Origin of the sequence: Streptomyces sp. NPDC001292 (assembly GCF_042896465.1) — a bacterium.
In the GTDB taxonomy this organism is placed as follows: domain Bacteria; phylum Actinomycetota; class Actinomycetes; order Streptomycetales; family Streptomycetaceae; genus Streptomyces.
In genome coordinates this window covers 61,767-86,953 of the sequence record NZ_JBIAXG010000008.1, presented here as the reverse complement: position 1 = coordinate 86,953, position 25,187 = coordinate 61,767, and the positions used below count along the sequence as shown (strand labels likewise).

Annotated in this window: 22 protein-coding genes; 5 read left to right on the top strand and 17 right to left on the bottom strand. The window is 73.4% G+C overall.

All coding sequences use genetic code 11. The features are described 5' to 3' along the window. Nucleotides 1–41: 41 nt before the first annotated feature. From ACFY4A_RS11870 to sbnA, 3 genes are read left to right on the top strand one after another with little or no spacing between them, the layout of a single operon-like run. A complete protein-coding gene (locus ACFY4A_RS11870) occupies nucleotides 42–1,046 on the top strand; it encodes a TauD/TfdA family dioxygenase (RefSeq protein WP_390829266.1) in 1,005 nt (334 codons plus the stop codon). After that, nucleotides 1,043–2,122 (top strand): 2,3-diaminopropionate biosynthesis protein SbnB, encoded by a 1,080-nt coding sequence (gene sbnB, locus ACFY4A_RS11865; RefSeq protein WP_390829265.1) that lies wholly within the window; start codon nucleotides 1,043–1,045, stop codon nucleotides 2,120–2,122. Before ACFY4A_RS11870 ends, sbnB begins: the two co-directional genes overlap by 4 nt. Before the next feature lie 37 nt (nucleotides 2,123–2,159). Beyond that, nucleotides 2,160–3,212, top strand: a complete 1,053-nt coding sequence (gene sbnA, locus ACFY4A_RS11860; protein ID WP_390829264.1) for a 2,3-diaminopropionate biosynthesis protein SbnA — start codon at nucleotides 2,160–2,162, stop codon at nucleotides 3,210–3,212. Nucleotides 3,213–3,283: 71 nt separating this feature from the next. Here the strand turns inward: sbnA and ACFY4A_RS11855 are convergent, their stop codons facing one another. From ACFY4A_RS11855 to ACFY4A_RS11840, 4 genes are all read right to left on the bottom strand, one after another. Continuing rightward, complete coding sequence (locus tag ACFY4A_RS11855) at nucleotides 3,284–5,041, bottom strand: MFS transporter (protein ID WP_390829263.1); 1,758 nt, start codon at nucleotides 5,039–5,041, stop codon at nucleotides 3,284–3,286. 41 nt (nucleotides 5,042–5,082) lie between these two features. Continuing rightward, nucleotides 5,083–5,541: a MarR family winged helix-turn-helix transcriptional regulator gene (locus ACFY4A_RS11850; RefSeq protein WP_390829262.1), complete on the bottom strand. Its 459-nt coding sequence runs from the start codon at nucleotides 5,539–5,541 to the stop codon at nucleotides 5,083–5,085. 156 nt (nucleotides 5,542–5,697) lie between these two features. Continuing rightward, complete coding sequence (gene katG / locus ACFY4A_RS11845; RefSeq protein WP_390829261.1) at nucleotides 5,698–7,929, bottom strand: catalase/peroxidase HPI; 2,232 nt, start codon at nucleotides 7,927–7,929, stop codon at nucleotides 5,698–5,700. Between the two features lie 32 nt (nucleotides 7,930–7,961). Further along, nucleotides 7,962–8,399 carry a Fur family transcriptional regulator gene (locus tag ACFY4A_RS11840; RefSeq protein ID WP_390829260.1) on the bottom strand — a complete coding sequence of 146 codons (438 nt, stop codon included), beginning with the start codon at nucleotides 8,397–8,399 and terminating at the stop codon, nucleotides 7,962–7,964. 467 nt (nucleotides 8,400–8,866) lie between these two features. Between ACFY4A_RS11840 and ACFY4A_RS11835 the strand changes: the two genes are divergently transcribed. After that, nucleotides 8,867–9,619 carry a CAP domain-containing protein gene (locus ACFY4A_RS11835; RefSeq protein WP_390829259.1) on the top strand — a complete coding sequence of 251 codons (753 nt, stop codon included), beginning with the start codon at nucleotides 8,867–8,869 and terminating at the stop codon, nucleotides 9,617–9,619. Nucleotides 9,620–9,718: 99 nt separating this feature from the next. Here ACFY4A_RS11835 and ACFY4A_RS11830 read toward each other — a convergent pair whose 3' ends face one another. The 12 genes from ACFY4A_RS11830 to ACFY4A_RS11775 all read right to left on the bottom strand — a co-directional run bounded on the left by ACFY4A_RS11830 (nucleotide 9,719) and on the right by ACFY4A_RS11775 (nucleotide 22,060). Beyond that, complete coding sequence (locus ACFY4A_RS11830; RefSeq protein WP_390829258.1) at nucleotides 9,719–10,636, bottom strand: glycosyltransferase family 2 protein; 918 nt, start codon at nucleotides 10,634–10,636, stop codon at nucleotides 9,719–9,721. After that, complete coding sequence (locus ACFY4A_RS11825) at nucleotides 10,633–11,562, bottom strand: glycosyltransferase family 2 protein (protein ID WP_390829257.1); 930 nt, start codon at nucleotides 11,560–11,562, stop codon at nucleotides 10,633–10,635. The genes ACFY4A_RS11830 and ACFY4A_RS11825 overlap by 4 nt, the downstream gene beginning before the upstream one ends. After that, nucleotides 11,552–12,553, bottom strand: coding sequence for a glycosyltransferase family 9 protein (locus ACFY4A_RS11820; protein WP_390829256.1), 1,002 nt, complete (start codon nucleotides 12,551–12,553; stop codon nucleotides 11,552–11,554). Before ACFY4A_RS11820 ends, ACFY4A_RS11825 begins: the two co-directional genes overlap by 11 nt. Further along, a complete protein-coding gene (locus ACFY4A_RS11815) occupies nucleotides 12,550–13,977 on the bottom strand; it encodes a PfkB family carbohydrate kinase (protein WP_390829255.1) in 1,428 nt (475 codons plus the stop codon). Before ACFY4A_RS11815 ends, ACFY4A_RS11820 begins: the two co-directional genes overlap by 4 nt. Continuing rightward, nucleotides 13,974–14,603 carry an SIS domain-containing protein gene (locus ACFY4A_RS11810; protein WP_390829254.1) on the bottom strand — a complete coding sequence of 210 codons (630 nt, stop codon included), beginning with the start codon at nucleotides 14,601–14,603 and terminating at the stop codon, nucleotides 13,974–13,976. The genes ACFY4A_RS11815 and ACFY4A_RS11810 overlap by 4 nt, the downstream gene beginning before the upstream one ends. Further along, entirely contained in the window at nucleotides 14,600–15,832 is a 1,233-nt protein-coding gene (locus ACFY4A_RS11805; RefSeq protein ID WP_390829253.1) for a glycosyltransferase, read from the bottom strand. The genes ACFY4A_RS11810 and ACFY4A_RS11805 overlap by 4 nt, the downstream gene beginning before the upstream one ends. Further along, on the bottom strand, nucleotides 15,829–16,791 hold the full coding sequence (locus tag ACFY4A_RS11800; protein ID WP_390829252.1) for a glycosyltransferase: 963 nt from the start codon (nucleotides 16,789–16,791) through the stop codon (nucleotides 15,829–15,831). Before ACFY4A_RS11800 ends, ACFY4A_RS11805 begins: the two co-directional genes overlap by 4 nt. After that, the gene (locus tag ACFY4A_RS11795) at nucleotides 16,788–17,798 is read right to left on the bottom strand and encodes a glycosyltransferase family 9 protein (RefSeq protein ID WP_390829251.1); all 1,011 of its coding nucleotides are present in this window, start codon (nucleotides 17,796–17,798) and stop codon (nucleotides 16,788–16,790) included. Before ACFY4A_RS11795 ends, ACFY4A_RS11800 begins: the two co-directional genes overlap by 4 nt. After that, nucleotides 17,795–18,364 (bottom strand): D-glycero-alpha-D-manno-heptose-1,7-bisphosphate 7-phosphatase, encoded by a 570-nt coding sequence (locus tag ACFY4A_RS11790; RefSeq protein ID WP_390829250.1) that lies wholly within the window; start codon nucleotides 18,362–18,364, stop codon nucleotides 17,795–17,797. Before ACFY4A_RS11790 ends, ACFY4A_RS11795 begins: the two co-directional genes overlap by 4 nt. Further along, the gene (locus ACFY4A_RS11785) at nucleotides 18,361–19,356 is read right to left on the bottom strand and encodes a glycosyltransferase family 2 protein (RefSeq protein ID WP_390829249.1); all 996 of its coding nucleotides are present in this window, start codon (nucleotides 19,354–19,356) and stop codon (nucleotides 18,361–18,363) included. Before ACFY4A_RS11785 ends, ACFY4A_RS11790 begins: the two co-directional genes overlap by 4 nt. Beyond that, nucleotides 19,353–20,987, bottom strand: a complete 1,635-nt coding sequence (locus ACFY4A_RS11780) for a carbamoyltransferase (RefSeq protein WP_390829248.1) — start codon at nucleotides 20,985–20,987, stop codon at nucleotides 19,353–19,355. The genes ACFY4A_RS11785 and ACFY4A_RS11780 overlap by 4 nt, the downstream gene beginning before the upstream one ends. Before the next feature lie 77 nt (nucleotides 20,988–21,064). Then, entirely contained in the window at nucleotides 21,065–22,060 is a 996-nt protein-coding gene (locus ACFY4A_RS11775) for a UDP-glucuronic acid decarboxylase family protein (RefSeq protein ID WP_390829247.1), read from the bottom strand. A gap of 271 nt (nucleotides 22,061–22,331) precedes the next feature. Here ACFY4A_RS11775 and ACFY4A_RS11770 point away from each other — a divergent pair, with 271 nt between their 5' ends. Then, on the top strand, nucleotides 22,332–23,246 hold the full coding sequence (locus ACFY4A_RS11770; RefSeq protein ID WP_390829246.1) for a polysaccharide pyruvyl transferase family protein: 915 nt from the start codon (nucleotides 22,332–22,334) through the stop codon (nucleotides 23,244–23,246). Nucleotides 23,247–23,361: 115 nt separating this feature from the next. Here ACFY4A_RS11770 and ACFY4A_RS11765 read toward each other — a convergent pair whose 3' ends face one another. Next, complete coding sequence (locus ACFY4A_RS11765; RefSeq protein ID WP_390829245.1) at nucleotides 23,362–25,185, bottom strand: thiamine pyrophosphate-requiring protein; 1,824 nt, start codon at nucleotides 25,183–25,185, stop codon at nucleotides 23,362–23,364. Nucleotides 25,186–25,187: the final 2 nt, after the last annotated feature.

Here is a 25,187-nt window from a genome sequence, read left to right as displayed (position 1 = left end):
CCCGCCCTGGCCTCGTTGGTGACGAACGAAAGGAATCCGAGATGTCGTTCTCGTCCCCGGCTTCGGTCCTGGAGGTGGAGCTGCGACCGGGCAGACCGCCCGTACTGCGCGTCGAGCCCCCTGCGGACGCGACCGGATGGGCGGCCGAGCACCGCGAGGGATTGCGGGCACGGGTCGCCGAGCACGGAGCACTGCTCGTGCGCGGTCTCGGACTGCGGGAGCCCGAGCAGATCTCCTCCGTCTTCACGGAACTGGCCGGCCCGCTGATGCCGGAACGGGAGGCCTTCGCCCCCCGCGAGTCCTACGGCCCCGGGCTGTACTCCTCCACCGCCTGGCCCGCCAACCAGCCCATGTGCATGCACCACGAGCTGAGTTACGCGCTGAAGGTGCCAGGGCTGATGCTGTTCGCGTGCCCGACCGCGCCCGCCGAGGGCGGGGCGACCGCGGTGGCCGACGCGGAGGCCGTGCTGAACGCGCTGCCCGCGGAGCTGACCGAGCGCTTCGAGCGCGAGGGCTGGCTGCTCACGCGCAGCTACAACGACGAGATCGGGGCGTCCCTGGCGGAGTCGTTCGGCACCGACGACCGCGAGACCGTCGAGAACTACTGCCGCGCCCACGCCATCGACTTCGCCTGGCAGCCCGACGGCGGCCTGCGCACCCGGCAGCGGCGCTGCGCCGTGGTACGGCACCCGGTCACCGGCCGGCGCTGCTGGTTCAATCAGATCGCCTTCCTCAACGAGTGGACGCTGGCCCCGGAGGTGCGCGAGTACCTGGTGGACGAGTACGGCACGGACGGGCTGCCGTTCAACACCCGCTTCGGCGACGGCGCACCGATCGGCGAGGACGTCGTCCAGCTGCTCAACGAGACCTACGAGGCGCACACCCGGCGCGAGCCCTGGCAGTCCGGCGACCTGATGGTGGTCGACAACATCCGCACCGCGCACAGCAGAGAGGCCTTCACCGGCGACCGGCAGGTGCTCGTCGCCATGGCCGAGCCACAGCGCCTGGCCGAGTACGGCCCGACCCCGAAAGGAAGCCGGCGATGACTCCCGTGACCTCCCCCGCCACCGACCCGACCGCCTCCCGGCCGGCCCCGGTGCCGACCTTCGCCGTGATCTCCGGCGCCCAGGTCCAACAAGCGCTCGACGGGCGCGAGAAGGAGCTCACGGAGCTGGTCGAGGCGACCTACCGGCTGCACGGCTCCGGCAGCACGGTGAACCCGCCGTCGTACTTCCTGCGCTTCCCCGACCGTCCCGCGGCGCGGATCATCGCGCTGCCGGCCTCCGTCGGCGGGCCGGTGGGCGTGGACGGACTGAAGTGGATCTCCAGCTTCCCGGCCAACGTCGGCGCCGGCCTGCCCCGGGCCTCGGCGGTCCTGGTCCTCAACGACCACGACACCGGCTACCCCTTCGCCTGTCTGGAGAGCTCCATCATCAGCGCCACCAGGACCGCCGCGTCCGCGGCACTGGCCGCCGACTGGCTCACCCGCAACCGGCCCCGCCCCACCCGGGTCGGCTTCTTCGGCACCGGCCTGATCGCGCGCTACGTCCACACCTTCCTGACCGGCACCGGCTTCAGCTTCGACAGCGTCGGCGTGTACGACGTGTCCGCCGACAGCGCCGCCGGGTTCTGCGGCTATCTGCGCCAGACCGGTGCCGCCGGGCACGCCCCGGAGGTCACCGTCCACGAGAGCGCCGAAGACCTGATCCGCTCCAGCGACCTGGTGGTCTTCGCGACGATCGCCGGCGAACCGCACGTCACCGACCCGGCCTGGTTCACCCACCATCCGGTCGTCCTGCACGTGTCGCTGCGCGATCTCGCCCCCCAGGTGCTGCTCTCGGCGGCCAACTTCGTCGACGACGTCGAGCACTGCCTCAAGGCCGGCACCTCGCCGCACCTGACCGAGCAGCTCACCGGCGGGCGGGACTTCCTGAACGGCACCCTCGACGACGTCATGACCGGGCGGGTGGATCCGCCCACCGACCGGCCGGTGATCTTCTCGCCGTTCGGCCTGGGGGTCCTCGACCTCGCCGTCGGAAAGTACGTCTACGACGAGGTGGCCCGCGCCGGAAACCTGCACGTCATCGACGACTTCTTCCATGAGCTGCGCCGGTACGGCTGAACGTCTCTTCCCTCGGCCCAGGCATCAGGAGGCCAGCGTGCCCGTCATATCCGCCCCCCACGCCTTCAACGAAGGCCAACTCTATGTTGATCTCCGGTCGATATTCGGGCGCTCGCTCTACCTGAAGTGCGAGGGCTTCAACTTCGCCGGCTCGATCAAGATGAAGGCCGCGACAGAGATGGTGGAGGCCGCGGAGCGGGACGGCCTCCTGACGCCCCGCTCGATCCTCATCGAGTCCTCGTCGGGCAACCTCGGTGTGGCGCTCAGCATGATCGCGGCCAGCAAGGGCTACCGGTTCCTCTGCGTGACGGACTCCCGCTGCAATCTGTCGGCCCGGCTGCTGATGGAGGCGCTGGGCAGCGAGGTGCACGTCATCGCCGACCTGGACGCCAACGGCGGGTTCCTCGGCGCGCGGATCGACTACGTCCGCGCGCTGTGCGCCTCCGACGAGCGGTACGTCTGGCTCAGCCAGTACACCAACCCGAACAACTGGGGGGCCCACTACCGCAGAACCGCGCCGGAGATCGCCCGCCAGTTCCCCCGTCTCGACGTGCTGTTCGTCGGCTCGGGCACCACGGGCACGCTGATGGGCTGCGCCCGCTTCTTCCGCGAGTGGCACCGGCCGGTGCGGATCGTCGCGGTGGACACCGTCGGCTCGGTGGCCTTCGGCGGCAAGCCGGGCCGGCGGATGATCCCCGGACTGGGCATGAGCATGCGCCCACCGCTCCTCGACGAGTCCTTCGTCGACGAGGTGATCCGGGTCGAGGAGGCGGACACCATCCGCGCCTGTCATCGGCTGGCCCGGCGCGGCTTCCTCTTCGGCGGTTCCACCGGAACGGTGGTCAGCGGCGCGATGGAGTGGCTGTCGCGCAACGACGCACGCGACCTGACCGCCGTGGCCATCGCCCCGGACCTCGGAGAGCGCTACCTCGACACGATCTACCAGGCCTCCTGGCTCGAGGACCTGTACGGGGACCTGGTCCTCGGCGACCGGCCCGGACAGAAGGAGCTCGACCCCGAGGAGGTCACCGCGGGCTCCCTGACCGTCGACCCCCGCACCCACAGGCACGGCGGGCCCCGCGACCGGTAGCGCTCGCCGCGCGGCCGGGACCGCGCGGCGGACGGCCGCCCCGCGGTCCCCGTCAGTGCGCCCGGCGCCGGTCAGCTCGCCGCGCCGCGGAGTTCGGACAAATTGGCCGCGGTCAACGTCCGAGGCGCGCTGCCGGGGTCGACCAGGACCACCGAGCAGGTGGCGGCGTGGGTCAGGGCCGCGGTGAAACTGCCGTCGGCGAACTGGGCGAGCGGGCCGCGCGGCGAACGGCCCACCGCCACGGCACGCGCGCCCACCTCGGCGGCGTGCCGGGCCAGGGCGCGGCCAGCCGCCGCGTGGTCGCCGACGCTGCCGAGGATCTGGCCGCGCGCGACGACGCCGCGCGCGGCGAGCCGGTCGAGGTGGGCGGTGACGGTGGCGCGGGCCTGCTCGAAGTCCTCGGCGTCGGCCGCCTGTTCCTCGACGACGGCGGTCTGCTGGACGTGCACGACCTCCAGGGGGCTGCCGGTGTCGCGGGCGAGCCGTGCCGCGGCGTCGACGATCACGGCGGCCCCTTCGTGGGCGCCGACGGCGACGACCACGGGCGGCGTGCCGGTGGACGGCACGGGGCCGACGGGCGTGAAGGTCGCAGTGACGGGTTCCCCTTCGCCGGCGCGCGACTCGGCCTGCCGCAGCAGCGGGTGGCCGCAGGCCAGCACCGGAATGGCCAGGAGGAAGGTGGCGGCGCCGAGGTAGAACGGGACGCTGAGGTCGGTGGCGTCGGCGAGCTTGCCGGCGACGTAGGGGGCCAGGCCGCCGCCGATGAACCGCAGGAAGCCGTACGCGGAAGAGGCGACGGGCCGCTCGGCCGGGGAGACGAGCATGACGGCCTGGGTGGTCAGGGTGTTGTTGATGCCGATGAACGCGCCGCTGACGATGACCGCCACGATGACGACCGTCGGGGTGGCGACGCCGGCCGCTATGACGGCCATCACGATGCTCAGGCCGAGCAGGTTGGCGTAGAGCACCGGGGCGGTGCCGTAGCGGGCCTGGAGGCGCGGGGCGAAGAAGACGCTGAAGGCGGCCACGAGCAGGCCCCAGCCGGTGAAGACCAGCCCGAGCTGGTGGGCGCCCAGCTCCATCGGGTACGGCGCGTAGCCGAGCATGGTGAAGAAGCCCCAGTTGTACAGCAGGGCCATGATGCCCATGGTCAGCAGGCCGCGGTGGCGCAGCGCCTTGAGGGGGGCGAGGGGCGAGGTGCGGCGTTCGGGCTTCGGCAGGTTCGGGACGAAGGCCAGGGTGGCCACGAGGGCGATGGCCATGAGGACGGCGACGCCGAAGAAGGGGCCGCGCCAGCTGATGGCGCCCAGTTCGCCGCCGAGCAGCGGGCCCACGGCGATGCCGAGGCCGAGCGCGGTCTCGTAGAGGATGATCGCGCCGCCGAAGCCGCCACTGGCCGAGGCGACGATAACGGCCAGCGAGGTGGCGATGAACAGGGCGTTGCCCAGTCCCCAGCCGGCGCGGAAGCCGACGATGCCGTTGATGGATGCCGATGAGCCGGCCAGGGCGGCGAAGACGACGATGACGGCCAGGCCGGTGACGAGGGTGCGCTTGGCTCCGAAGCGGCTGGAGAACCAGCCGACGATCAGCATCGCGACCGCGGTGACGATCAGATAGCTGCTGAACAGCAGGGAGACCTGGCTGGGTGAGGCGTGCAGGCTCTCGGCCAGGGCGGGCAGGATCGGGTCGACAAGGCCGATGCCCATGAACGAGATGACGCAGGCGAACGCGACGGCCCAGACGGCCTTGGGTTGTTTGAAAGGACTGGCGGCCTTTCCGTGACCGGCGGCCTTTCCGTGACCGGCGGCCTTTCCGTGCGGTGCACTCATGTGCGCCTCTCCTGTGAGGTGGGCGGTGGTGGCCTGGCGGGTCAGGAGCGCGCCCGGCGGTCCTCGATGACGCGGGCCAGGGCCGGCAGCGCGACCCGCACCGCGCGCTGCTCGGCCTCGGGCAGTTCCTCGACGAGCTGCTGGAGGGCCCGGGCGCGTTCGGCGCGGCGCCGCTGGAAGAGGTCCAGGCCGGCGTCGGTGGCCTCCACCAGCACGCCCCGGCCGTCGCTGTGGTCCGCGGAGCGCCGTACCAGGCCCGCCCGCTCCAGCCGGGTCACGAGCTGGGTCATGTTGGGCTGGGACACGCTTTCCGCCCGCGCCAGCTCGGTCAGCCGGTGCGGGCCCTCGCGGCCCAGCCGGGACAGCGCCGAGGAGGCGGCGGTGCTCAGTCCGCCGGCGGTGGCGCTGCGGCGTACGTAACGGACCATCTGCTCGACGGCGATCATGAGGTCCTCGGGCGACACCTCGGGGCCCGCTGGGTCCATAACCCGCTTATGCATAAGTGCATTATGCACTTATGTGTAGGACGAAACAATCCCTCGGGACGCGGGAAGCGGGAGCACGTCGAGGCCGGCCGGAGCGGGCCGGCCGGCCTCGATGTCATGATCAGCCGATGTCGGGCGTGATCAGGCGTGTTCGGTTGTGGTCACCCGCGATCAGGCGAGGTCGAACCGGTCGAGGTTCATGACCTTGACCCATGCCGCGACGAAGTCCTCGACGAACTTCTCCTTCGCGTCGTCGCTCGCGTAGACCTCCGCGAGCGCGCGCAGCTCGGAGTTGGACCCGAAGACGAGGTCGGCACGGCTGCCCGTCCACTTGACCTCGCCGGTGGCGGCGTCGCGGCCCTCGAAGGTGCCGGCGCCCTCGGACGTCGCCCGCCACGTCGTGCCCAGGTCGAGCAGGTTGACGAAGAAGTCGTTGGTCAGCACGCCGGGCGTCGCGGTGAGGACGCCGAGCTGCGAGCCCCGGTAAGTGGCGCCCAGGGCACGCAGGCCACCGACGAGGACCGTCATCTCGGGGGCGCTCAGGGTCAGCAGGTTCGCCCGGTCGAGCAGCAGGTACTCGGCCGGCAGCCGGTGGCCCTTCCCGAGGTAGTTGCGGAACCCGTCGGCGGTGGGCTCCAGCGCGGCGAAGGACTCCGCGTCGGTCTGCTCCTGCGAGGCGTCCACGCGGCCCGGGGTGAAGGGCACCTCGACGTCGAAGCCGGCCTCCTTGGCGGCCCGCTCGACGGCCGCACCACCGGCGAGCACGATCAGGTCGGCCAGCGAGACCCGCTTGCCGCCGCTCTGGGCGGCGTTGAAGGACTCCTGGACCTGCTCCAGGGTGCGCAGCACCTTCGCCAGCTCGTCGGGGTCGTTGGCCTCCCAGCCGCTCTGCGGCTGAAGCCGGATGCGGGCGCCGTTGGCACCGCCGCGCTTGTCGCTGCCGCGGAAGGTCGAGGCCGACGCCCACGCGGTGGACACCAGCTGCCGCACCGACAGACCCGAGTCGAGGACCTCGGCCTTGAGCCGGGTGGCGTCCTCGGCGTCGATCTGCTCATACGCCGCCTCGGGCAGCGGGTCCTGCCACAGCAGCGTCTCCGCCGGAACCTCCGGGCCGAGGTAGCGCACGGCCGGGCCCATGTCGCGGTGGGTCAGCTTGAACCACGCGCGCGCGAAGGCGTCCGCGAACTCCTCGGGGTTCTCCATGAAGCGCCGCGAGATCGGCTCGTAGGCCGGGTCGACCCGCAGCGAGAGGTCCGTCGTCAGCATCGTGGGCGCGTGCCGCTCGGACGGGTCGTGGGCGTCGGGGACGGTCCCCGCGCCGGCGCCGTCCTTCGGCCGCCACTGGTAGGCGCCTGCCGGGCTCTTGAACAGCTCCCACTCGTAGCCGAACAGGATCTGGAAGAAGCTGTTGTCCCAGGTGGTCGGCGTGTCCGTCCAGATGCCCTCCAGGCCGCTGGTGATCGCGTCGCCGCCCTTCCCGGTGCCGTAGGTGTTCCGCCAACCCAGGCCCTGCTCCTCCATCGAGGCGCCCTCGGGGGCGGGGCCGACGTGGTCGGCGGGACCCGCGCCGTGGGTCTTGCCGAAGGTGTGACCGCCCGCGATCAGGGCGACCGTCTCCTCGTCGTTCATCGCCATGCGGCGGAACGTCTCACGGATGTCGCGGGCCGCGGCGAGGGGGTCCGGGTTGCCGTTCGGGCCCTCGGGGTTGACGTAGATCAGGCCCATCTGGACCGCGCCCAGGGGGTTCTCCAGCTCGCGGTCGCCGGTGTAGCGCTCGTCGCCGAGCCAGGTGGTCTCGGGACCCCAGTAGACGTCCTCCTCGGGCTCCCACACGTCCTCACGGCCGCCGGCGTATCCGAAGGTCTTGAAGCCCATCGACTCCAGGGCGACGTTGCCGGCGAGGATCATGAGGTCGGCCCAGGAGAGGTTCCGGCCGTACTTCTTCTTCACCGGCCACAGCAGACGGCGTGCCTTGTCCAGGTTCCCGTTGTCCGGCCAGCTGTTGAGCGGTGCGAAGCGCTGCTGGCCGGCGCCGGCGCCGCCCCGGCCGTCGCTGATCCGGTAGGTGCCGGCGCTGTGCCACGCCATCCGGATGATGAAGGGGCCGTAGTGGCCGAAGTCCGCGGGCCACCAGTCCTGCGAGGTGGTCAGCACCTCGGCGATGTCCCGTTTGACGGCAGGGAGGTCGAGGCTCTGGAACGCCTCGGCGTAGTCGAAGTCCTCGCCGAGAGGGTTGGCCACTGCGGGGTTCTTGGCGAGGATCTTCAGGTTGAGGCGCTCCGGCCACCACTGGCGGTTTCCACCGCCCTGGGTGGGGTGCGCCGCACGACCGTGTGCGACCGGGCAGCCGCCCGCTCCCTCCGTCTTCGCGTCGGTGACGATTGCATCGGGGTTCTCGGACATGGTCTTCCTTCCGGACTGGGCGGATCGCGAGCTCAGGTACTGCCGGAGGTGGAACAGGCGGGGCACAGGCCCCAGTAGATGACCTCGGCCTCGTGGATCGAGAAGCCGTGGTCCTCGGACGCGGTCAGACAGGGCGCGTCCCCGACGGCGCAGTCGACGTCGGCGACGGCACCGCACGAGCGGCACACGACGTGGTGGTGGTTGTCCCCGACGCGCCCCTCGAACCGGGCCGGGCTGCCGGCCGGTTCGATACGGCGCACGAGCCGGGCCGCGGTGAGCGCGCGCAGCGCCTCGTAGACGGCTTGCAGGGAGACGTGACCCACGCGTTCGCGCACCCCGGAGGCGATCGCCTCGACATCGAGGTGATCACCTGCCCGCACGGTCTCGAGCAGCGCCACCCGCACGGCGGTCACGCGCAGGCCGGCGCCACGAAGCTCCCGGGCGGCGGCCTCGGTCCGAGGTCCGGTCATGCGCCGAACCTACGCGGTAAACACGAACGACTCAAGAAAACGAAGAGTGAAAAGTCTGGCGTGTCTCCGCGCCCCTCGCAGCACGCGGGACCCGTCGATCATCACGCGGGACGTGCCCTGAAACCACAAATTCGTGACATCCATCACGTGAATCTGGTAACTAAGCATGCCGCATAGTAGATGCCGCTCCGATGACATATGGGATATGTCCGTCTTCGTGCAAGCGCGCTTCACGGTGGGGTCGACAGCGTTGCGCTCCCCCGCCTCTCCCGCCCGTCCCGCGCGGTCCAGGGACATCTGACGGCACGCCAGGAAACCGGAGGCCGCGGAATCCGGGAGCAGCACGCCCGTATTCGCTTTCGCAAGGGCCTCGCGAACCTACGAGGTGGCCTAGTACCAGGGGCCCTTTGCGCCCTTTGCGGAGCCGTCCAGACAATGACGACCCCCCACCCCGAGCGAGGTCACGCATGGGCACGCACCGCAAGAAGCAGCACTACCGGCGCATAGTCGTCGCCGCCGTCGCCACGGGCGCCGTCGCCATACCTTCCACCGCCCTGGCCTGCAACGGCTGGCCGCCCGCCCACCGAGAACGTCCCTCCTACGGCGCCGGGCACCAGCCGGGCCACCCCGGCGGGAGCCGGCCGGGCAACCCCTTCTCCCCGATGAGCCCCGTTTCGCCGATGTCCCCGGCCGAGCCGTCCGCCCCGGGCCAACCGAGTGCGCCGGACGCCGGCGCGCCCGCCCAACCGAGTGCGCCGGACGCCGCCGCGCCCGCCCAACCGAGTGCGCCGGACGCCGCCGCGCCCGCCCAGCCGAGTGGGTCCAAGGACACCGCCACGTCGTCCGGGCCCACGGCTCGCGTCGTGGAACTCGTCAACGCCGAGCGGTCCAAGGCCGGTTGCTCCGCCCTGACCGTGAACGCGAAGCTGACCAAGGCCGCCCAGGCGCACAGCGAGGACATGGCCGCCCACCGGAACATGTCGCACACCGGGTCCGACGGGTCCGCCCCGGGCGACCGGATCACACGTGCCGGCTACACCTGGCAGAGCTACGGCGAGAACGTCGCCTACGGCTACGCCACTCCGGAGCAGGTCATGGCGGGCTGGATGTCCAGCGCCGGCCACAAGGCGAACATCCTCAACTGCTCCTTCAAGGAGATCGGCGTCGGTCTCGCCCAGCCCGGCAACTACTGGACCCAGGAGTTCGGAGCCGCCCGCTGACCTGCGGCGGGACGGCGGAGGCGCTCGACGGCCACGTCGGTCGGCTCGGTCCGGCACCCGTGCCGGACCGAGCCGCCCGACGGCGGCGGGCCCGGCCCCTCAGCCGACGTACCGTCGCGCGGGCGAGGTCCTGCGGGCCATCTCCAGTCGGTTCAGGCGGAGTTCCAGCTCTCTGGGCACGGGCTCGCGCTCGCGCAGCACCCAGGGCATCCCGGCCGCCGCGTGCGCGAACGCGCGGACGGAAGCGGTGTCCCGGGGCACGGTGCGCAGCAGGTGGCCGGTCCGCCGCAGGGCCGGCAGCAGGGGGCGGCGCAGCCAGGTGAACCACAGCGTGTTGCGCAACCCGAGGACCCGGCGCTCGGTGCTGTCGCGCAGCAAGGACGCCTGATGGTGGACCGTGAGTTCCTCGGCGTAGCTCAGCCACCAGCCCTGGCGCAGCAGGTCGCAGGCGAGCAGTTCCTCCTCACCGCCCAGCCACAGACCGGGGTGGAAGCCGCCGCCGGACCGGAACGCCTCGGTGCGCAGCACGGTGGCGGCGGCGAGGAACGACCCGAGGGCGGGGCCGGGAAGCCAGTCGGGTCCGGTCAGGGGCGACTCGCGCAACTCGCGCACCACGGGATCCTCGGTGCCGTCCGGTTCGACGACGATCCGCGCGGTGACCGCGGCGAGCCGTGGCCGCCCGTCGAGCAGGTCGGCTGCCCGGCGCAGGCTGCCCGGCTCCCACCAGCTGTCGTCGTCGCAGAAGGCGACATAGGGCGTCCGGACCTGCCGTACCGCCAGATTGCGGCCGACCGCGCCCAGATTGCGTCCGGGACTCAGCAGGGTCATCTCCGGGAAGTGGCGGCGGACCGCTTCGGCGGTGCCGTCGGTCGAGGCGTTGTCGGTGACGATCACCCGAGGGTGTTCGGGCAGCCGCCGCAACTGCCCGAGCGTGCGCAGCAGTTCGTCCCTGCGGTCACGGGTGATCAGGACGACGGTGGTCCGGCCGTCGGCCCGGTCCCGGTCGTGCTCGGTCATCGGGCGCCTCCACCGTCCGCCCGCCCGTCCAGCAGGCGGGCGGCCCGTTCGACGTGCGGCGGCAGGGTGCGGCGCCGGGCGACGGCGGCGGGCAGCCGGGCGACGGCCTCCTTCAAGGCCGGGCGGGCGCCGGGCCGACCCATGGCAGCGGCGAGGGCCAGGTCGGCGCCGGCCCGAAGGACAACGGGCCAGGGGCGGCGCAGGCAGGTCGTCAGCACATGGTTCCGGCGGACGACCGCCGAGCGGCCGCCGCGCTCTCCCTGATCCGGGTGGTGGCAGGCGCGCAGGTCCGGCTCGTAGACGACGCCCCAGCCGTCGGCGGCGAGGTCGTAGGCGAGCAGGGTCTCCTCGCCCCCGAAGAACAGCAGCGGGTGGTAGCCGCCGACGCGCAGGAAGGCCTCCCGGCGCACCACGCAGGCGCAGCCGAGGAAACCGAGCACCGGGCGGCCTGGGAGATCCGGCTCGCTGGGCAGGGGCGAGTCGGCGAGGACGGCGTTCAGCGGATCGTCGGCGGCCTCGTGACCCACCAGGGTGCGGGCGGCGAGCAGGCCCAGGCGTGGATGGCGGTCCAGGAGGTCGGCCGCGTGCCGCAGGGACCCGGCCGTCCACCAGGAGTCGTCGTCGCTGAAGGCGACGTAGGGGGTGCGGGCGTGACGGGCGGCGAGGTTCCGGCCGAGGGCGCCGGTGTTCTCGGCGGGGCGCAGGAGGCGGGTGACCGCCGGGTGGCCCCGCGCGGCCTTCGATGTGCTGTCGCCGCGGGAGTTGTCGACGACGACGACCGGCGGCCGCTCGGGCAGTGCGGCCAGCGCGTCGAGGGTGCGCAGCAGACTGGCGCACCGGTCGCGCGTGATCACCGCCACCGTGATCCTGGGATCGGGTCCGGGAGCGGTGCCGGGGGTCGTGGCGGTGACCGGGTCAGTGGACACGGGCCGCCTCCGCTCCTCGGCGCCGCGAGCGGGGGTCCGCCTGCAGCAGCGATGCCAGACAGGCGGCGGCTACCTCTCCGGGGCCGATGCGCCGCAACCGGGCGTCGACCGTGCAGCCGTGCGGGTCGCCGGGCGGCCCGGGCCTCCACAGCGCGAGATGGCCGGAGCCGGGCGGCGGACCCCATAGGCACGGGGAGACCGGCCCGAACAGGGTGACGGAGCGCGTGCCGTGCGCCACCGCGAGATGGGCGAGCCCGGTGTCCCCGCTGAGGACCAGGGACGCCTGCGCCACCAGCGCGGACAGCTCTCCGAAGGGCAGTCCCCCGGCCAGTACGTCGGCCGCGCGCAGGCCGCCGCGCGCGGCGACCGAGCGCGCCAGGTCGTCCTCACCGGGGCCGGCGGTGACCACCACGCGGTGTCCCGCGGCGCGCAGGCACCGCACGACGGCGGCGAACCGCTCGGGCGGCCAGCGGCGGGAGCCCGACGCCGCACCCGGGTGCACCACGACCGCGCCGGGCGCCGGGGAGGGCCTGGCCGGACGGGCGAGGAGCAGGTCGGCGGGGTCGGAGGGGATGCCGTAGGCGTGCAGGAAGGCGCACCAGCGTTCCCGTTCGTGGACGTGGGGCCGCCAGGGCGGGCCGTCCGGGCAGGCGTGGGCGAGCAGCCGGCGCGGGTGGAGGGCGGCCAGGGCGTCGCGGCTTTCGGGGCCGTTGCCGTGCAGGTCGATCGCCAGGTCCGGAGGTGGGCCGGGCCAGTGCGCGAGCGACGGCACGGCCCTGCCGGGCGCCTCGGCGGGCAGGACGGCGTCGATCGCGCCGGTGGCGTGCGCGGCCTCGGCGAGGCCGGGCGGCACGGCCAGGACGACCTGGCAGCCGGGGTGGGCCCGGCGGATGCCTCGCAGCGCGGGCACGCCGGCCAGGAGGTCGCCGAGGCCCAGGGCGCGCAGCACCAGGACACGCGGAGGCCGCGGGGTGTGGCCGGCAGGCGTCACCGGGCGCCTCCTCGGACGGGTGCCTGCGCGGCGCGGCGGGCGAGCCGTGTGGTGGAGCGGCCGTCGAGGTAGGGCAGCAGGAGGACCTGTCCGCCCCAGCTCTCCACCAGAGGCTGCTCGGGAAGGCTGGTCAGGGCGTAGTCGCCGCCCTTGGCCCAGATGTGCGGGCGCAGTTCGGACAGGACCCGTTCCGGGGTGTCCTCGTCGAAGACGACGACCGCGTCGACGCACTCCAGGGCCCGCAGCACGCGTACCCGGTCGACGGCCGGGACGAGAGGGCGGCCCGCACCCTTGCGCCGGCGCACCGAGTCGTCCGAGTTGACGCAGACGATCAGGCAGTCGCCGACGCGGCGTGCCGCCTGGAGCAGGGCGACGTGACCGGCGTGCAGCACGTCGAAGCAGCCGCCCGCGGCGACGACGGTGCCCCCGGCTGCCCGGACCCGGGCAGCCGTGCGCACGGCATCGGCCGTGCCCTCCGCCGCGGCGGGCGTTTCCCGGGGTCCGGCCTGCGGCTCGGTCCCGACGGCGACCGACCGGGCGCCGCCTTCGACGACGTAGTGGGTGGCGGCGTGGACCGCGGCCTGCACGGCGGTCTCCGTGAAGGCGCCGTCGGCCAGGAGTCCGGCCGCGGTCGCGGCGAACCGGTCCCCGGCGCCGCACGGGTCGCCTGCCGCGGTGGTCGGGGTCGGCACCAGCAGCGGTGTCTCGCCGTGCGAGAGCAGCGCACCGCGCTCCCCCAGGGTCACGGCGACGCTCTGCGCCCGCCAGGCCCGGATCAGGGCGCGGGCGTCCCGGCCGGCCGAGCGCAGCCCGTCCGCGTCGGCGGGCTCGGTGTGCCCGTCCGCCCGCCCGGCGAACGTGCGGGCTTCCCGCGCGGACGGCGTGGCCAGCCGCACTCCGCGGACCGGGGGCCTGCCCCGCGGGTGCGGGTCCCATACGAGGGGTGCGTGCCCCGCGGCCGTGGCGAGGGCGTCCCGGAGGACTTCGGCGGTGCCCCGACCGTAGTCGGCGACCAGGATCCCGGTGGCGGCCGCGACCGCTTCCGCGGCGGCCGCGGTCGCCTCGCGGGCGCGTCCCTCGCCGTCGTCGAGGCGCAGCAGCGGCCGATCGCCCGCGAGGATACGGGTCTTGCTGCTCAGCGAGCCGTCCAACGGCACCTCGACCAGATCGACGCGGCCGGCCAGCAGGTCCCGCAGGGTGCCACTCGCCTCGTCGTCGCCGAGCGCGGAGACCAGGGTGACGGGCCGGCCGTCGGCGGCTGCGAGGAGGGCGGCGAGAGCCGCTCCGCCCGGGCGCGAGCTGCGCCGGGCGCCGTGCACGACGGGCACCGGCGCGTCGGGGGCCAGCCGCTCGGCCCGGCCGCGCAGATCGTGGTCGAGCAGCGCGTCGCCGACCACGAGCAGGGGTGTGGGGGAGGCAGTCATGTGCAGCCCTTCCGGGAGACGACGGACCGGCTCGCGGGACGTGCCCGGCCCGCCTCGCCGCGCTGCACCGCCGCGTCGAAGAACTCGCAGAGCATGTGGACGGCCACCAGGTGGAGCTCCTGCACGGTGGCGGCCACGGGGGCGTCGACGCACAGCGACTCGTCACTTCCGAGTTGCAGCGGGTTCGGCGCCCGACCGGTCAGCGCCCACACCGTCATGCCGAGGCGGCGGGCCCGCTCGGCGGCGGCCAGCAGGTTGGCGCTCGCGCCGCTGGTGGACAGCAGCATCAGGATGTCCCCGGGCCGGCCGTGGGCCGCGGTCTGACGGGCGAACACCTCCTGGACGCCGTAGTCGTTGGCGATCGCGGTGGTGGAGGAGGTGTCGGCGTGCAGGGCGACGGCGGAGAACGGCGGCCGGTCGTCCCGGTAGCGGCCCACGAGTTCGGCGGTGAGGTGCTGCGCCTGCGCGGCGCTGCCGCCGTTCCCGGCGACGAGCAGCCGGGCACCGGAGCCGAGGCGCCGGGCGAGTTCCCGTCCCCATCGCTCGACGACGGGGCCGCGGTCGCGGAACGTCTCCAGGGCCTTGATGAGGTCGTCGCAGTGCGCGGTGCCGGTGGCGGTCTTCATCGGACGACCTCCGAGAGCGGGGCGGTCGAGGACACGGCGCCGTAGACTCCGGCGATCAGCTCGGTCACGCGGTCCCAGGTGTAGTGGGCCAGGACCCGTTGACGTCCGGCGTCGCCGTAGCGGGCGAGCCGGTGCGGGTCGTCGAGCAGCGCGCCGATGACGGCGCCGAGGTCGCGGTCGTCGTCGGCCGGGACCAGGACGCCCGTGCTGTCGTGGACGACCGTGTCGAGCTGGCCGCCGACCGCGCTGGCGACGACGGGTTTGGCGCAGGCCATGGCCTCCAGCGGCACGATGCCGAAGGGCTCGTAGCGGGGCAGCGACAGGACGAGGTCGGCGCCGGCCATCAGCCCGGGCATCCGGGCGCGGCTGACCCCGCCGAGCAGGGTCACGCGGTCGGAGACCCCGTACTCGGCGGCGATGGCGCGGAGCCGTTCCGCCTCGGGTTCGGCGCCGAGCAGGTCGGCCTCGGGGCCGCCCGCGACGAGGAGTTCGGCGTTCGGTATGCCGGCCAGGGCGCGGATCGCCCGGTCGAAGCCCTTGCGGGGCACGAGCCGGCCGACGGCGAGCAGCCGCCTGCGGCCGTCGGCCGGGCGGGTCCGGGTGAGCGGGGTGAACTGCTCGGGGTCCACGCCGCACGGGACGACCGCGGTCCGGTCCGGCGGCAGGCCCATCGCCCGGAGCTCGGCGACCTCGTCGGAGCAGGTGGCGATGATCCGCGCGCACGCGTGTCCGACGGCCTTCTCGATGATGACGCGCTGGGGCGGGCTGGTGTCGTCGGCGCCCTGGTGGCGCTTCTTGACCGTGCCGAGGGCGTGGTACGTCTGCACGACGGGGATGCCGAGGCCGCGGGCGCCGGACAGGGCGGCCAGACCGGACATCCAGAAGTGGGAGTGCGCCACGTCCGGTGGGGCGACGGCCCACTCCCGAGCGAGGAAGGCCCCGAACTCGCCCATGTAGGGCAGGAGTTCGTCCTTGGGTACGGGTACCGGCGGTCCTGCGGGCACATGGACCACGCGGACCCCGTCGGTGAGGGTCGCGCGGTCCGGCAGACCGGTCGAGTCACGGCGGGTGTAGACGGTGACCCGGTATCCCTTTCCGGCCAGTTGGCGGGCGACCTGCGCCACGTACACGTTCTGGCCGCCGGCGTCGGGTCCGCCGAGCGCCGCCAGCGGGCTGGCGTGCTCGGAGACCATGGCGACGTGCCCGGCCGGTGTCAGGGTGCGAGTCATCGGGTGACCTCCTTGATCAGGCGCTCCCAGTCGTCCATGAAGCGCCGTCCTCCGTAGCGGGCCAGTGCCGCGGCCCGGGCCGTCTCCCCCGTCAGCCGCGCGTGCTCCGGATCGGCGAGGAACCCGCGCACGGCGTCCTCCAGCACGTCGAGGCGGTTCGAGACCACTCCGGCTCCCTCCGGTACGGCTTCGCGGACCTCGGTGGTGTCCAGGGCGACCACCGGCATGCCGAGGAACATGGCCTCCAGCAGGGACAGGCCCAGCGAGGTCCAGCGCACCGGGTGCAGGTACAGCCGGCACCGGGCCATCTCGTGGTGCAGCCGGTGCTGCGGCAGGTCGCGGGTACGGCACCGCTCGGGCTGCAGTCCCAGGTGGTCGGCGAGTCCTTCGGTGCGCATCCCGAACACGTCCAGCGGCGCCGACCGGGCGAAGCGGGGCAGCAGGTCCGTTCCGGTGGTGCGGCCCCTGCGCACGGGTTCGTTGACCACGACGGCCGCCCGCGGCTCGGTGCCGGTCCACAGGTGGCCGGGGTCGACGATGCCGTGCTCGACGACCTCCGTCGGGGCCTTGCCGTTGTCCCACATCAACCGGTTGAAGTGGGTGACGTGGACGATGGGGATCATGCTCTGCCCCGCCAGCGGATGGAGGGTGTCCGCGGGTGAGCCGTCGGGGCTGTTGTGCTCGACGTACACGGCCGGCACGTCCACCCCGGGCCGGCGTCCGGTCCAGCGCAGCGCCAGGTCGAGTTCGTGCGGGCGTTGCAGCACCGTCAGGTCGAGCTCGCAGTCCCGCAGCTCCCGCGGGGTCCGCTCCCGCACGTTCGCCGGCCAGTCCCAGGTCACCGCACGGCCCAGGCCGTCCGGGCCCCGGTCCTCGGTGACCGGGAGCAGGTAGGTGTGCGGACCCTGGACGAAGGCCGTGAGCCAGGATCCGTGCACGTGCCAGACGAGGATGTTCATGAGTTCCGCTCCTGGATGAGCTTGTGCACCGCGCGCACGACGTCCTGTCCGGTGACCTCGTTCAGACAGGGGTGTCCCGGGACCGGGCAGACCCGGGCCCTGGTGTCCGCGCACGGCGCCGCCTGGTCGCCGAGGAGGATGACGGGCACGCCGTACGGCGCCCAGCGGCCGGCCGGTACGACGGGGGCGAACAGTGAGACGACCGGCGTGCCGACCGCGGCGGCCAGGTGGGCGGGCCCGGTGTTGGCGCTGATCACGACGTCGGCCGTGCTCAGTACCCCGGCGAGGGTGCGCGGGGTGGTGTGCCCGCCGAGGTCGACCGCGGTGTCCGCGCTCACCCTGCGGGTGAGTGCCCGCTCCTGCGGGCCGCCGGTGACGACCACGCGGTGCCCGGCGTCCGCGAGCAGGGCGACGGCTTCCTCGCACCGATGGGGGCCCCAGGCACGGGCGGGGGCGCTGGCGCCGGGATGCAGGACGACGTAGGGTCCGCAGCCGGTCAGGGCGCTGGTGTCGGGCGGCGGGAGGACCCGCAGCCGGGCGTCGTCCCCGGGCGGTGGGGAGAAGCCCAGGGCGACGGCGGTGTCGAGCGCGGCCTCCGCCTCGTGGCGGCCCGGCCGCCGCCGGTGGCGCACGTCCAGCAACCGCCCGGCGTGATCGACGCTGTCCGCGCCGATACGGCCGATTCCCGCGAGCCGCAGCAGCAGCGCGGTCGGCAGCGGGCTCTGGTGGAAGGAGGTGAGGATCAGCGCGGTGTCGAAGTCCCGGGCCCGCAGGCGCGCGAGCAGGCCGTCGATGTCGGGGGCGCTCACCGGAGGCGGGTCGAAGCCCTCCCAGGGCGCCTCCCACACCAGGACCTCGTCGACGCCGGGCAGCAGCCGGGCCGCGTCGGCGCCACGCGGACCGCACAGCATGGTCACGTGGGCGCAGTGAGCGGCCACCGCACGCACCGCCGGTCCGGCGAGCAGCACGTCCCCGAAGCTGTCGAGTCGGACGACGAGGACCTTCATCGGGGTCCCCTCCCCTCCGGGACGCCGCCCCGGGCGGACGCCACCGCCAGGCGCACCGCGCCGAGGACGTCCGGCGCGCAATCGTCGGCGAAACGTTTCACCTCGGCGGGCACCGTGGCCGCGTTCGGCACGAGCAGGCCCCGCGCGCCCGCCGCTCGCGCGGCCAGGACGTCCGCCGCGATGTCACCGACCACCACGCATTCGGCGGGAGCGACGCCGAGCCGGGCCGCGGCCGCGAGGACGAGGCCCGGCCGTGGCTTGCGGCAGGCGCAGCCGGTGTCCGGCGCGTGCGGGCAGACGGCCCAGACGTCGACGCCACCGAGCAGTTCGTCGGCGCGTGCGTTGACGCGGCGGACCTGCTCGTCCGTGAGCAGACCGCGGCCGATCGCCGACTGGTTGCTGACCACCGCGGTGGCCAGCCCCGCGCGGCATGCCAGCCCGACGGCCTCCGCGGCACCGGGCAGCAGACGGACGCGGTCCGGATCGCCGTTGTACGGCACGTCCACCACGAGGGTTCCGTCCCGGTCGAACAGGACGGCGCGGACAGGAGGTCGGCGGCTGCTCATGAAGTGCCTCGCAGAGGTTCGGCGTGTCGGTGGAGAACGGCTCCGCGCAGCCGGTGCCCGACCGCGAGGGGCGGGATGAGCACACTGGTGCCGAGCATCCCGGCGATCTCACGCGCGGTACGGGGGCCCGGCAGGATGCGGGCGAGGGCGAACTCGGCGGTGCCCAGTGTCCACAGGGCCGCACAGGCGGCGGCGGCCCGGTGACGGCGCGTCAGGACGCAGGAGGCCGCGGCGAGCGCGGCGGCCGTCACCACCAGGTGGCGGCGCAGCCGTCCCCTGGGCGCCTGGGCGCGGGTCCACCAGTCGGGTCCGTGCAGCCGGTTCATCAGGACGTCGTCGGCGTTGCCCCGCTGGGCGGGCAACGAGGCCCACCAGGGGGCCGGCCGGACGGGATGGCGGGTGACGCGCCGGCCGCGCCGCAGGGACCAGCCGGCCCGCAGCGCTCGCAGCGCGAGGTCGGCGTCCTCCCGGAACGCCCGCGGAAAGCGTTCGTCGAAGCCGCCGACGTGGCCGAGCACGGCGGTTCGGTAGGCCATGTCGGCGGTGGCCCAGGCCGCCCCCTCCAGCACCTTGGTGTTGCGCTCCCAGTCGGTCGGACGGCGGTCCGCGGGCAGCGGTACCCGCAGCCGTCCCTGGACACCGCCGACGTCCTCGCCGGCCTCGCGCAGGTCCTGGGCGAGCAGCCGGGACCAGTCCGGCAGCACCTGGACGTCGTCGTCGAGGAAGACCGTCCAGGCGGTCGCGGCGGTCCGCCAGCCGGCGTTGCGGGCGGCGGCGGGTCCCCGGCCGCCCGTGCGCAGGGCGCGGACCCGGTCCCGGAGCCGTCCGGCCGCCGCCAGCGGCAGTTCGGGGCCGGGTCCCGGACGGTCGTCGACGACGACCACTTCCTGCGGCGGGGGCCCGTCCGCCGCGGCGAGCGCGCGCAGGCACGCGGCGAGGCAGGGGCGGCCGATCGTCGGGACGACGACGGTGTAGGAGTGGGCGGCGGTCATGCGAAGGCCTTTCCGCGCCGGACGGCGAAGTTCCCGAGGACGAGCAGGTCGACGGGGGCCGAGCCGAAGCACTCCAAGGCGTCGCGGGGGTCGTCCACCATGGGCCGGCCGGCGGTGTTCAGGCTGGTGTTGACGACCACCGGCAGTCCGGTCCGCCGCTCGAAGCCGTCGATCACGCGGGCCACGAGGGGTTCGTCCGCGCGGTCCACGGTCTGGATGCGGGCCGTGCCGTCGATGTGCACGACGGCGGGGATACGGTCCCTCCAGCCGGCCGACACGTCGTGCACGAACAGCATGTGGGGACTGGGCAGCGGGCCGTCGAAGATCTCGGCCGCCCGTTCCGCGAGGACCATGGGCGCGACGGGCCGGAACTCCTCACGTCCCTTGACCGCGTTCAGCCGTTCCAGGTTGCGCGCGTGACCGGGGTGAGCGAGCAGCGAGCGGTGACCGAGCGCGCGCGGTCCGTACTCGCTGCGTCCCTGGAACCAGGCCACGATCCCGTCGTCGGCCAGAGCCTCGGCAGCCGTCTCGGCGATGTCGGCGGGTTCCTCGTACGGCACCGCCGCCCGCTCCAGCCAGTCACGCAGTTCGGTGTCGCTCCAGCCGCGGCCGAGCGCGGCGGTGGGCATGGGCTCCACCGTGTCCTTCTCCCCCGCCACGTGGGCGGCCGCGCCGAGCGCCGTGCCGGCGTCCCCGGCGGCGGGCTGCACCCACACGTGCCGGAAGCCGCTCTCCCGGTACAGGCGGGTGTTGGCGACGCAGTTGAGCGCGACACCGCCGGCCATGGTGAGGGCGTCCTCGCCGGTGCGTTCGCGCAGCGAGCGCGCGAGGGCGAGCAGGGCCTCCTCCAGGCACAGCTGGGCGCTGGCCGCGAGGTCGGCGTGGTCCTGGCTCCAGGCGCCGCCCGCCGGGCGCGGCGGCACCAGGGACGCCCAGGGCACGGGACGGGCCCGGAAGCCGCCGCGGTCGTCGGCCCGGACGTACTCGCGCAGCCGGAGGGCGAAGCGCGGGGTGCCGTAGGAGGCGAGCGCCATCACCTTGAACTCGTCGCTGCTGCGCAGGAATCCGAGGTGCTCGGTGAGGTCCTCGTAGAACAGGCCCAGTGAGTCGGGCAGTTCCTGCGTGCCCAGGACGGTCAGCTGTCCGTCCGTGTACCGGCCGGCCAGATGGGAGCCGCATTCGCCGCGGCCGTCCAGCACGAGCACGGCGCAGTCCGGGTAGGGCGAGACCGGCCCGGCGGAGGCCGCGTGCGCCACGTGGTGCGGGACGAACCGGACCTTGGCCGGGTCCAGGCCGGGCAGCGCCTCGGCGAGGAAGCCGGGTGCCTGGCGGGCGTACTCCTGGCGCAGGTGGTCCCAGGGGTCGTGCAGCCCCATCCGCTCGGCGGGACGGGCGAGGGAGGGGTCGTAGGAGTAGGCGACGGCGTCCAGGTCGGACGGCGCGAGTCCGGCCTGCTCCAGGCACCAGCGGGCCGACTGTTCCGGTAGTTCCCAGGCGGCGAAGGGAACGGGCCGTTTGCCGTGCTTCCGGCGGGAGAACCGTTCCTCTTCCGCTGCGGCCACGACCCTGCCGTCCGTGAGGAGAGCGGCGGCGGGGTCGTGGAAGAGTGCGTTGATACCGAGGACGTGCATGCGCTGTCTCCAGGTCGGCGGCGGAGGGCCGGTGGTCAGGGCTGCCGGGCCGGTGGTCAGGGCTGCCGGGCCGGTGGTCAGGGCTGCCGGGCCGGAGAAGCGGCGGAGGGCGGGGACGTGAAGTAGGCGATCGTCTGCTTCAGGCCCTCCTCCCACGGCACCTGCGGCGACCAGCCGAGCAGTTCGCGCGCCAGGGTGGTGTCCGGGCGGCGCCGGCAGGGGTCGTCGGCGGGCCGGTCGATGAAGTCGATGGGCGAGTCGGAGCCGGTCAGCGCGACCACGCGGCGGGCCAGGTCGACCATGGTGATCTCGTCGGAGCCCCCGATGTTCACGGGCCGCACGGACCGGCTCGCCGCCACCCGCAGTACACCGTCGATCGTGTCGTCCACGTAGCACAGCGAGCGGGTCTGACTGCCGTCGCCGGTGACGGTGAGCGGCTCGCCCGCGAGGGCCTGGCTGATGAAGGTCGGAACGGCACGGCCGTCGTGGGCGCGCATGCGCGGACCGTAGGTGTTGAACAGCCGGACGATCCCGGCGTTGGTTCCCCGGGTTCCGGCATGTGCGGTGACCAGCGCCTCCGCGAACCGTTTGGACTCGTCGTAGACGCTGCGCGGACCGATCGGGTTGACGTTGCCCCAGTAGCCCTCGTGCTGGGGATGGACGAGGGGGTCGCCGTACACCTCCGAGGTGGAGGCGAGCAGGAAGCGCGCGTCGCAGCGTTCGGCGATCGCGAGGGCGTTGCGGGTGCCGAGACTGCCCACGTCGAGGGTCTCCAGGGGCAGCCTGAGGTAGTCGGCGGGTGACGCGGGGCAGGCGAAGTGCAGCACGAGGTCGTACGGGCCAAGCAGCGGCTCCACGCAGTCGGGCGCGGACACGTCGCAGTGCAGGTACCGGAAGCCGGGCCGGCCCTCCAGGTGGGCGACGTTCTCGCGCCGCCCGCAGGCCAGGTTGTCCACGCAGTCGACTTCGACCCCTGAATCCAGCAGCCGCTCGCACAGATGGGAGCCGAGGAAACCGGCACCACCGGTCACGACCGCCCGTTTCCAGGGAAACGGCAGGATGTCACCAACCATCAGGGACACTCCTTCGTGCGTACGTCCACGTGGGGCTCTGGGAACGTTCTGGCCTGCGCTTGGGACGCCTCTGTGTCGCCGGGCCGTGTCTTCGGCCCGTTGAGAAGGAAGACGGGAAGGGCTCGGTTCCGCCGATCCGGAGGACCGCCCTGGTGGTCGCCCGCCGTCGACAGCCAAGTTCCCCTGGCGGTTGGCTTCACACGTTGGTTCTTTCTTCGGCGTCCGGGTACTCGCGTGACGCCTGTGAGTCACCGCAGCCGGAAGAGAGACCATGGACGCAGGGTGGAGGCCCACGGCCGACGACCTCGTGGCAGGGCTGCTAGCCGCCCTGCGCGCGCCGCGGCGGCCTCCCGGGCGGCTGTTGCTCACCGGCTGGTTCAGCTTCCGCGACGGCGAGGCGACAGCCGGTGACGTGCTCGCCCAGCAGCACGTGTCAACGGCGCTGGCCCGGGCGGGCATCCCGCACGACACGGCGTGGAGCCCCGTCTTCCGGCCGGACGCGCTGTCGCTGACGACCGCGGATCCGCAGCGCTACGACACCCTCGTCTTCGTGTGCGGTCCCGTGCACGGACCGCAGTTCGACCTCCTGCACCGCAGATTCGGGTCCTGTCGCAGGCTGGCGGTCGGTGTCACCGTCGTCGATCCGGCGGACCCGGCGGTCACCGGTTTCAGCGAGGTGCTGGCGCGGGACGGCACACCTGCCCCGGCCCGCCGCGACCTGGCGGCGACCGCGCCGGTCGGCCCGCTGCCACCCGTCGTGGGAGTGGTGCTCTCCGAGGGTCAGGGCGAGTACGGCGGCCGTCGCCGGCACGCGGAGGTGAACGCGTGCCTCACCGGCTGGCTGGTGGCCAAGGACTGCGCGCGCGTGCCGGCCGAGACCCGACTCGCCGCCGACGACTGGCGGCTGTGCGCCACGGGTGAGCAGTTCCTGGCGCTCGTCTCCCGCTGCGACCTGGTGGTCACCACGCGGCTGCACGGTCTGGTGCTGGCCCTGCGCGCGGGTACGCCCGCGATCGCCGTCGATCCCGTCGCCGGAGGTGCCAAGGTCAGCGCCCAGGCACGGGCCGCGGGGTGGCCCGCGCTGGTGGCGGCGGACACGCTGACGCCACGGGTCCTGGACCGGTGGTGGGACTGGTCGCTGTCCGAGGCGGGCCGGACGGCGGCGGGGCGGCATTCGACGCGCTGACGGCCGGGCGCATGGCCGGCGGCCGTCACCGGCCGCCGGCATCGCCGCGGCGGACGGTGGCCTGAACTGCCGCGCGGGAACGGCGACGAGGGTGGCGCCGCCCCCGCGGGTGCGGTCAGCGCCCGCCCTGTGTGCGGGGCCGGTTCCCGCGCTCACGGTGACTGGGCAGGAACTCCTGCACCTTGGCCTTGAACCCCTGGCGGACCACGGCCGCGCGGTCGCTGTCGCCCTTGAGCACGGAGGTCGCGGCGGCTTCGATCTGGTCGAGGGTGGCGTGCGGGGGAATGGGGGGCACGGCCGGATCGGTCATGAAGTCCAGCACGCAGGGCCGGTCCGCCGCGAGGGCGTGCTCCCAGGCGCCCGTCACCTCGCCGGGCTTCTCGATCCTCATGCCGTCCAGCCCGAGCGAGCGGGCGAAGTCGGCGTAGGCGACGTCGGGGATCGACTGCGACGGCAGGAACTGCGGAGCACCCTCCATGGCGCGCATCTCCCAGGTCACCTGGTTGAGGTCCTGGTTGTTGAAGACGGCGACGACCAGCCGCGGATCGGCCCAGTCCTGCCAGTACTTGGCGATGGTGATCAGCTCGGCCATGCCGTTCATCTGCATGGCCCCGTCGCCCACCAGGGCGATCGCAGGCCGGTCGCCGTGCGCGAACTTCGCGCCGATGGCGTACGGCACGCCCGGTCCCATGGTGGCGAGGGTGCCCGAGAGCGAGCCACGCATGGCACCACGCAGTTTGAGGTGGCGGGCGTACCAGTTGGCGGCGGAGCCGGAGTCCGAGGCCAGGATGGCGTTGTCGGGGAGCAGGTCGTTCAGTGCGTGGGTGACGTGCTCGGGGTTGATGGGGTCGGCCTCGACCGCGGCTCGCCGCCGCATGACCTCCCACCAGCCCGCGGTGTCCTGCTCGATCTTCCGGCGCCAGCCCTGCTCCTTGGCCACCTTGAGCGACGGCAGCAGCCGGCGCAGCGTCAGGGCGGCGTCACCGACCAGGTTGACCTCGAAGGGGTAGCGCAAGCCGATCATGTGGGGGTCGATGTCGATCTGCACCGCCCGCGCCTGGCCGAACTCGGGCAGGAACTGTGTGTACGGGAAGCTGGAGCCGATGACCAGGAGGGTGTCGCAGTCCCGCATCATCTCGTACGAGGGACGGGTGCCGAGCAGTCCGATCGCGCCGGTGACGTAGGGCAGGTCGTCGTCGAAGGCGTCCTTGCCCAGCAGTGCCTTGGCGACCCCGGCACCGAGGTGGTCGGCGACCTGCATGACCTCCTGCCGCGCGCCGCGGGCTCCCTGACCGACGAGGATCGCGGGCTTGTTCCCGGAGTTGAGGACCTCCGTCGCCCGGGCGAGATCCTCCTCGGAGGGCACCGGCGCGTAGTGGGGCATGCCCAGGCTGGAGGGCACCATCTTGAAGGCGTGCTCCGGCGGCGAGTAGTCGAGTTCCTGCACGTCGGCGGGGACGATGACGGCCGTCACCGAACGCCGGGCCATGGCGGTGCGCATGGCGCGGTCGAGCACGTTGGGCAGTTGCTCTGGGACGATGACCATTTCGCAGAAGTCGGAGGCGACGTCCTTGTAGAGGGTCAGCAGGTCGACCTCCTGCTGGTAGGAGCCGCCCATGGCGCTGCGGTTGGTCTGGCCGACGACGGCGACCACGGGCACGTGGTCCAGTTTGGCGTCGTACAGGCCGTTGAGCAGGTGGATGGCTCCGGGTCCAGAGGTGGCCGCGCACACGCCCGGCTTGCCGGAGAACTTGGCGTAGCCGACGGCTTCGAAGGCGGCCATCTCCTCGTGGCGGGCCTGGATGAACCTCGGCTGGTTGTCGGCCCGGCCCCAGGCGGCGAGCAGGCCGTTGATGCCGTCGCCGGGGTAGGCGAAGACGTGCTCCACCTCCCACTCGCGCAGGCGCTGGAGGAGGTAGTCGGAGACCTTGATGGACATGC

Coding starts and splice junctions, on each gene's coding strand:
- ACFY4A_RS11870 (WP_390829266.1), top strand. CDS start 42: ATGTCGTTCTCGTCCCCGGCTTCGGTCCTGGAGGTGGAGCTGCGACCG.
- sbnB (WP_390829265.1), top strand. CDS start 1,043: ATGACTCCCGTGACCTCCCCCGCCACCGACCCGACCGCCTCCCGGCCG.
- ACFY4A_RS11855 (WP_390829263.1), bottom strand. CDS start 5,041: ATGAGTGCACCGCACGGAAAGGCCGCCGGTCACGGAAAGGCCGCCGGT.
- ACFY4A_RS11850 (WP_390829262.1), bottom strand. CDS start 5,541: ATGCATAAGCGGGTTATGGACCCAGCGGGCCCCGAGGTGTCGCCCGAG.
- katG (WP_390829261.1), bottom strand. CDS start 7,929: ATGTCCGAGAACCCCGATGCAATCGTCACCGACGCGAAGACGGAGGGA.
- ACFY4A_RS11840 (WP_390829260.1), bottom strand. CDS start 8,399: ATGACCGGACCTCGGACCGAGGCCGCCGCCCGGGAGCTTCGTGGCGCC.
- ACFY4A_RS11835 (WP_390829259.1), top strand. CDS start 8,867: ATGGGCACGCACCGCAAGAAGCAGCACTACCGGCGCATAGTCGTCGCC.
- ACFY4A_RS11830 (WP_390829258.1), bottom strand. CDS start 10,636: ATGACCGAGCACGACCGGGACCGGGCCGACGGCCGGACCACCGTCGTC.
- ACFY4A_RS11815 (WP_390829255.1), bottom strand. CDS start 13,977: ATGACTGCCTCCCCCACACCCCTGCTCGTGGTCGGCGACGCGCTGCTC.
- ACFY4A_RS11810 (WP_390829254.1), bottom strand. CDS start 14,603: ATGAAGACCGCCACCGGCACCGCGCACTGCGACGACCTCATCAAGGCC.
- ACFY4A_RS11805 (WP_390829253.1), bottom strand. CDS start 15,832: ATGACTCGCACCCTGACACCGGCCGGGCACGTCGCCATGGTCTCCGAG.
- ACFY4A_RS11800 (WP_390829252.1), bottom strand. CDS start 16,791: ATGAACATCCTCGTCTGGCACGTGCACGGATCCTGGCTCACGGCCTTC.
- ACFY4A_RS11795 (WP_390829251.1), bottom strand. CDS start 17,798: ATGAAGGTCCTCGTCGTCCGACTCGACAGCTTCGGGGACGTGCTGCTC.
- ACFY4A_RS11790 (WP_390829250.1), bottom strand. CDS start 18,364: ATGAGCAGCCGCCGACCTCCTGTCCGCGCCGTCCTGTTCGACCGGGAC.
- ACFY4A_RS11785 (WP_390829249.1), bottom strand. CDS start 19,356: ATGACCGCCGCCCACTCCTACACCGTCGTCGTCCCGACGATCGGCCGC.
- ACFY4A_RS11780 (WP_390829248.1), bottom strand. CDS start 20,987: ATGCACGTCCTCGGTATCAACGCACTCTTCCACGACCCCGCCGCCGCT.
- ACFY4A_RS11775 (WP_390829247.1), bottom strand. CDS start 22,060: ATGGTTGGTGACATCCTGCCGTTTCCCTGGAAACGGGCGGTCGTGACC.
- ACFY4A_RS11770 (WP_390829246.1), top strand. CDS start 22,332: ATGGACGCAGGGTGGAGGCCCACGGCCGACGACCTCGTGGCAGGGCTG.
- ACFY4A_RS11765 (WP_390829245.1), bottom strand. CDS start 25,185: ATGTCCATCAAGGTCTCCGACTACCTCCTCCAGCGCCTGCGCGAGTGG.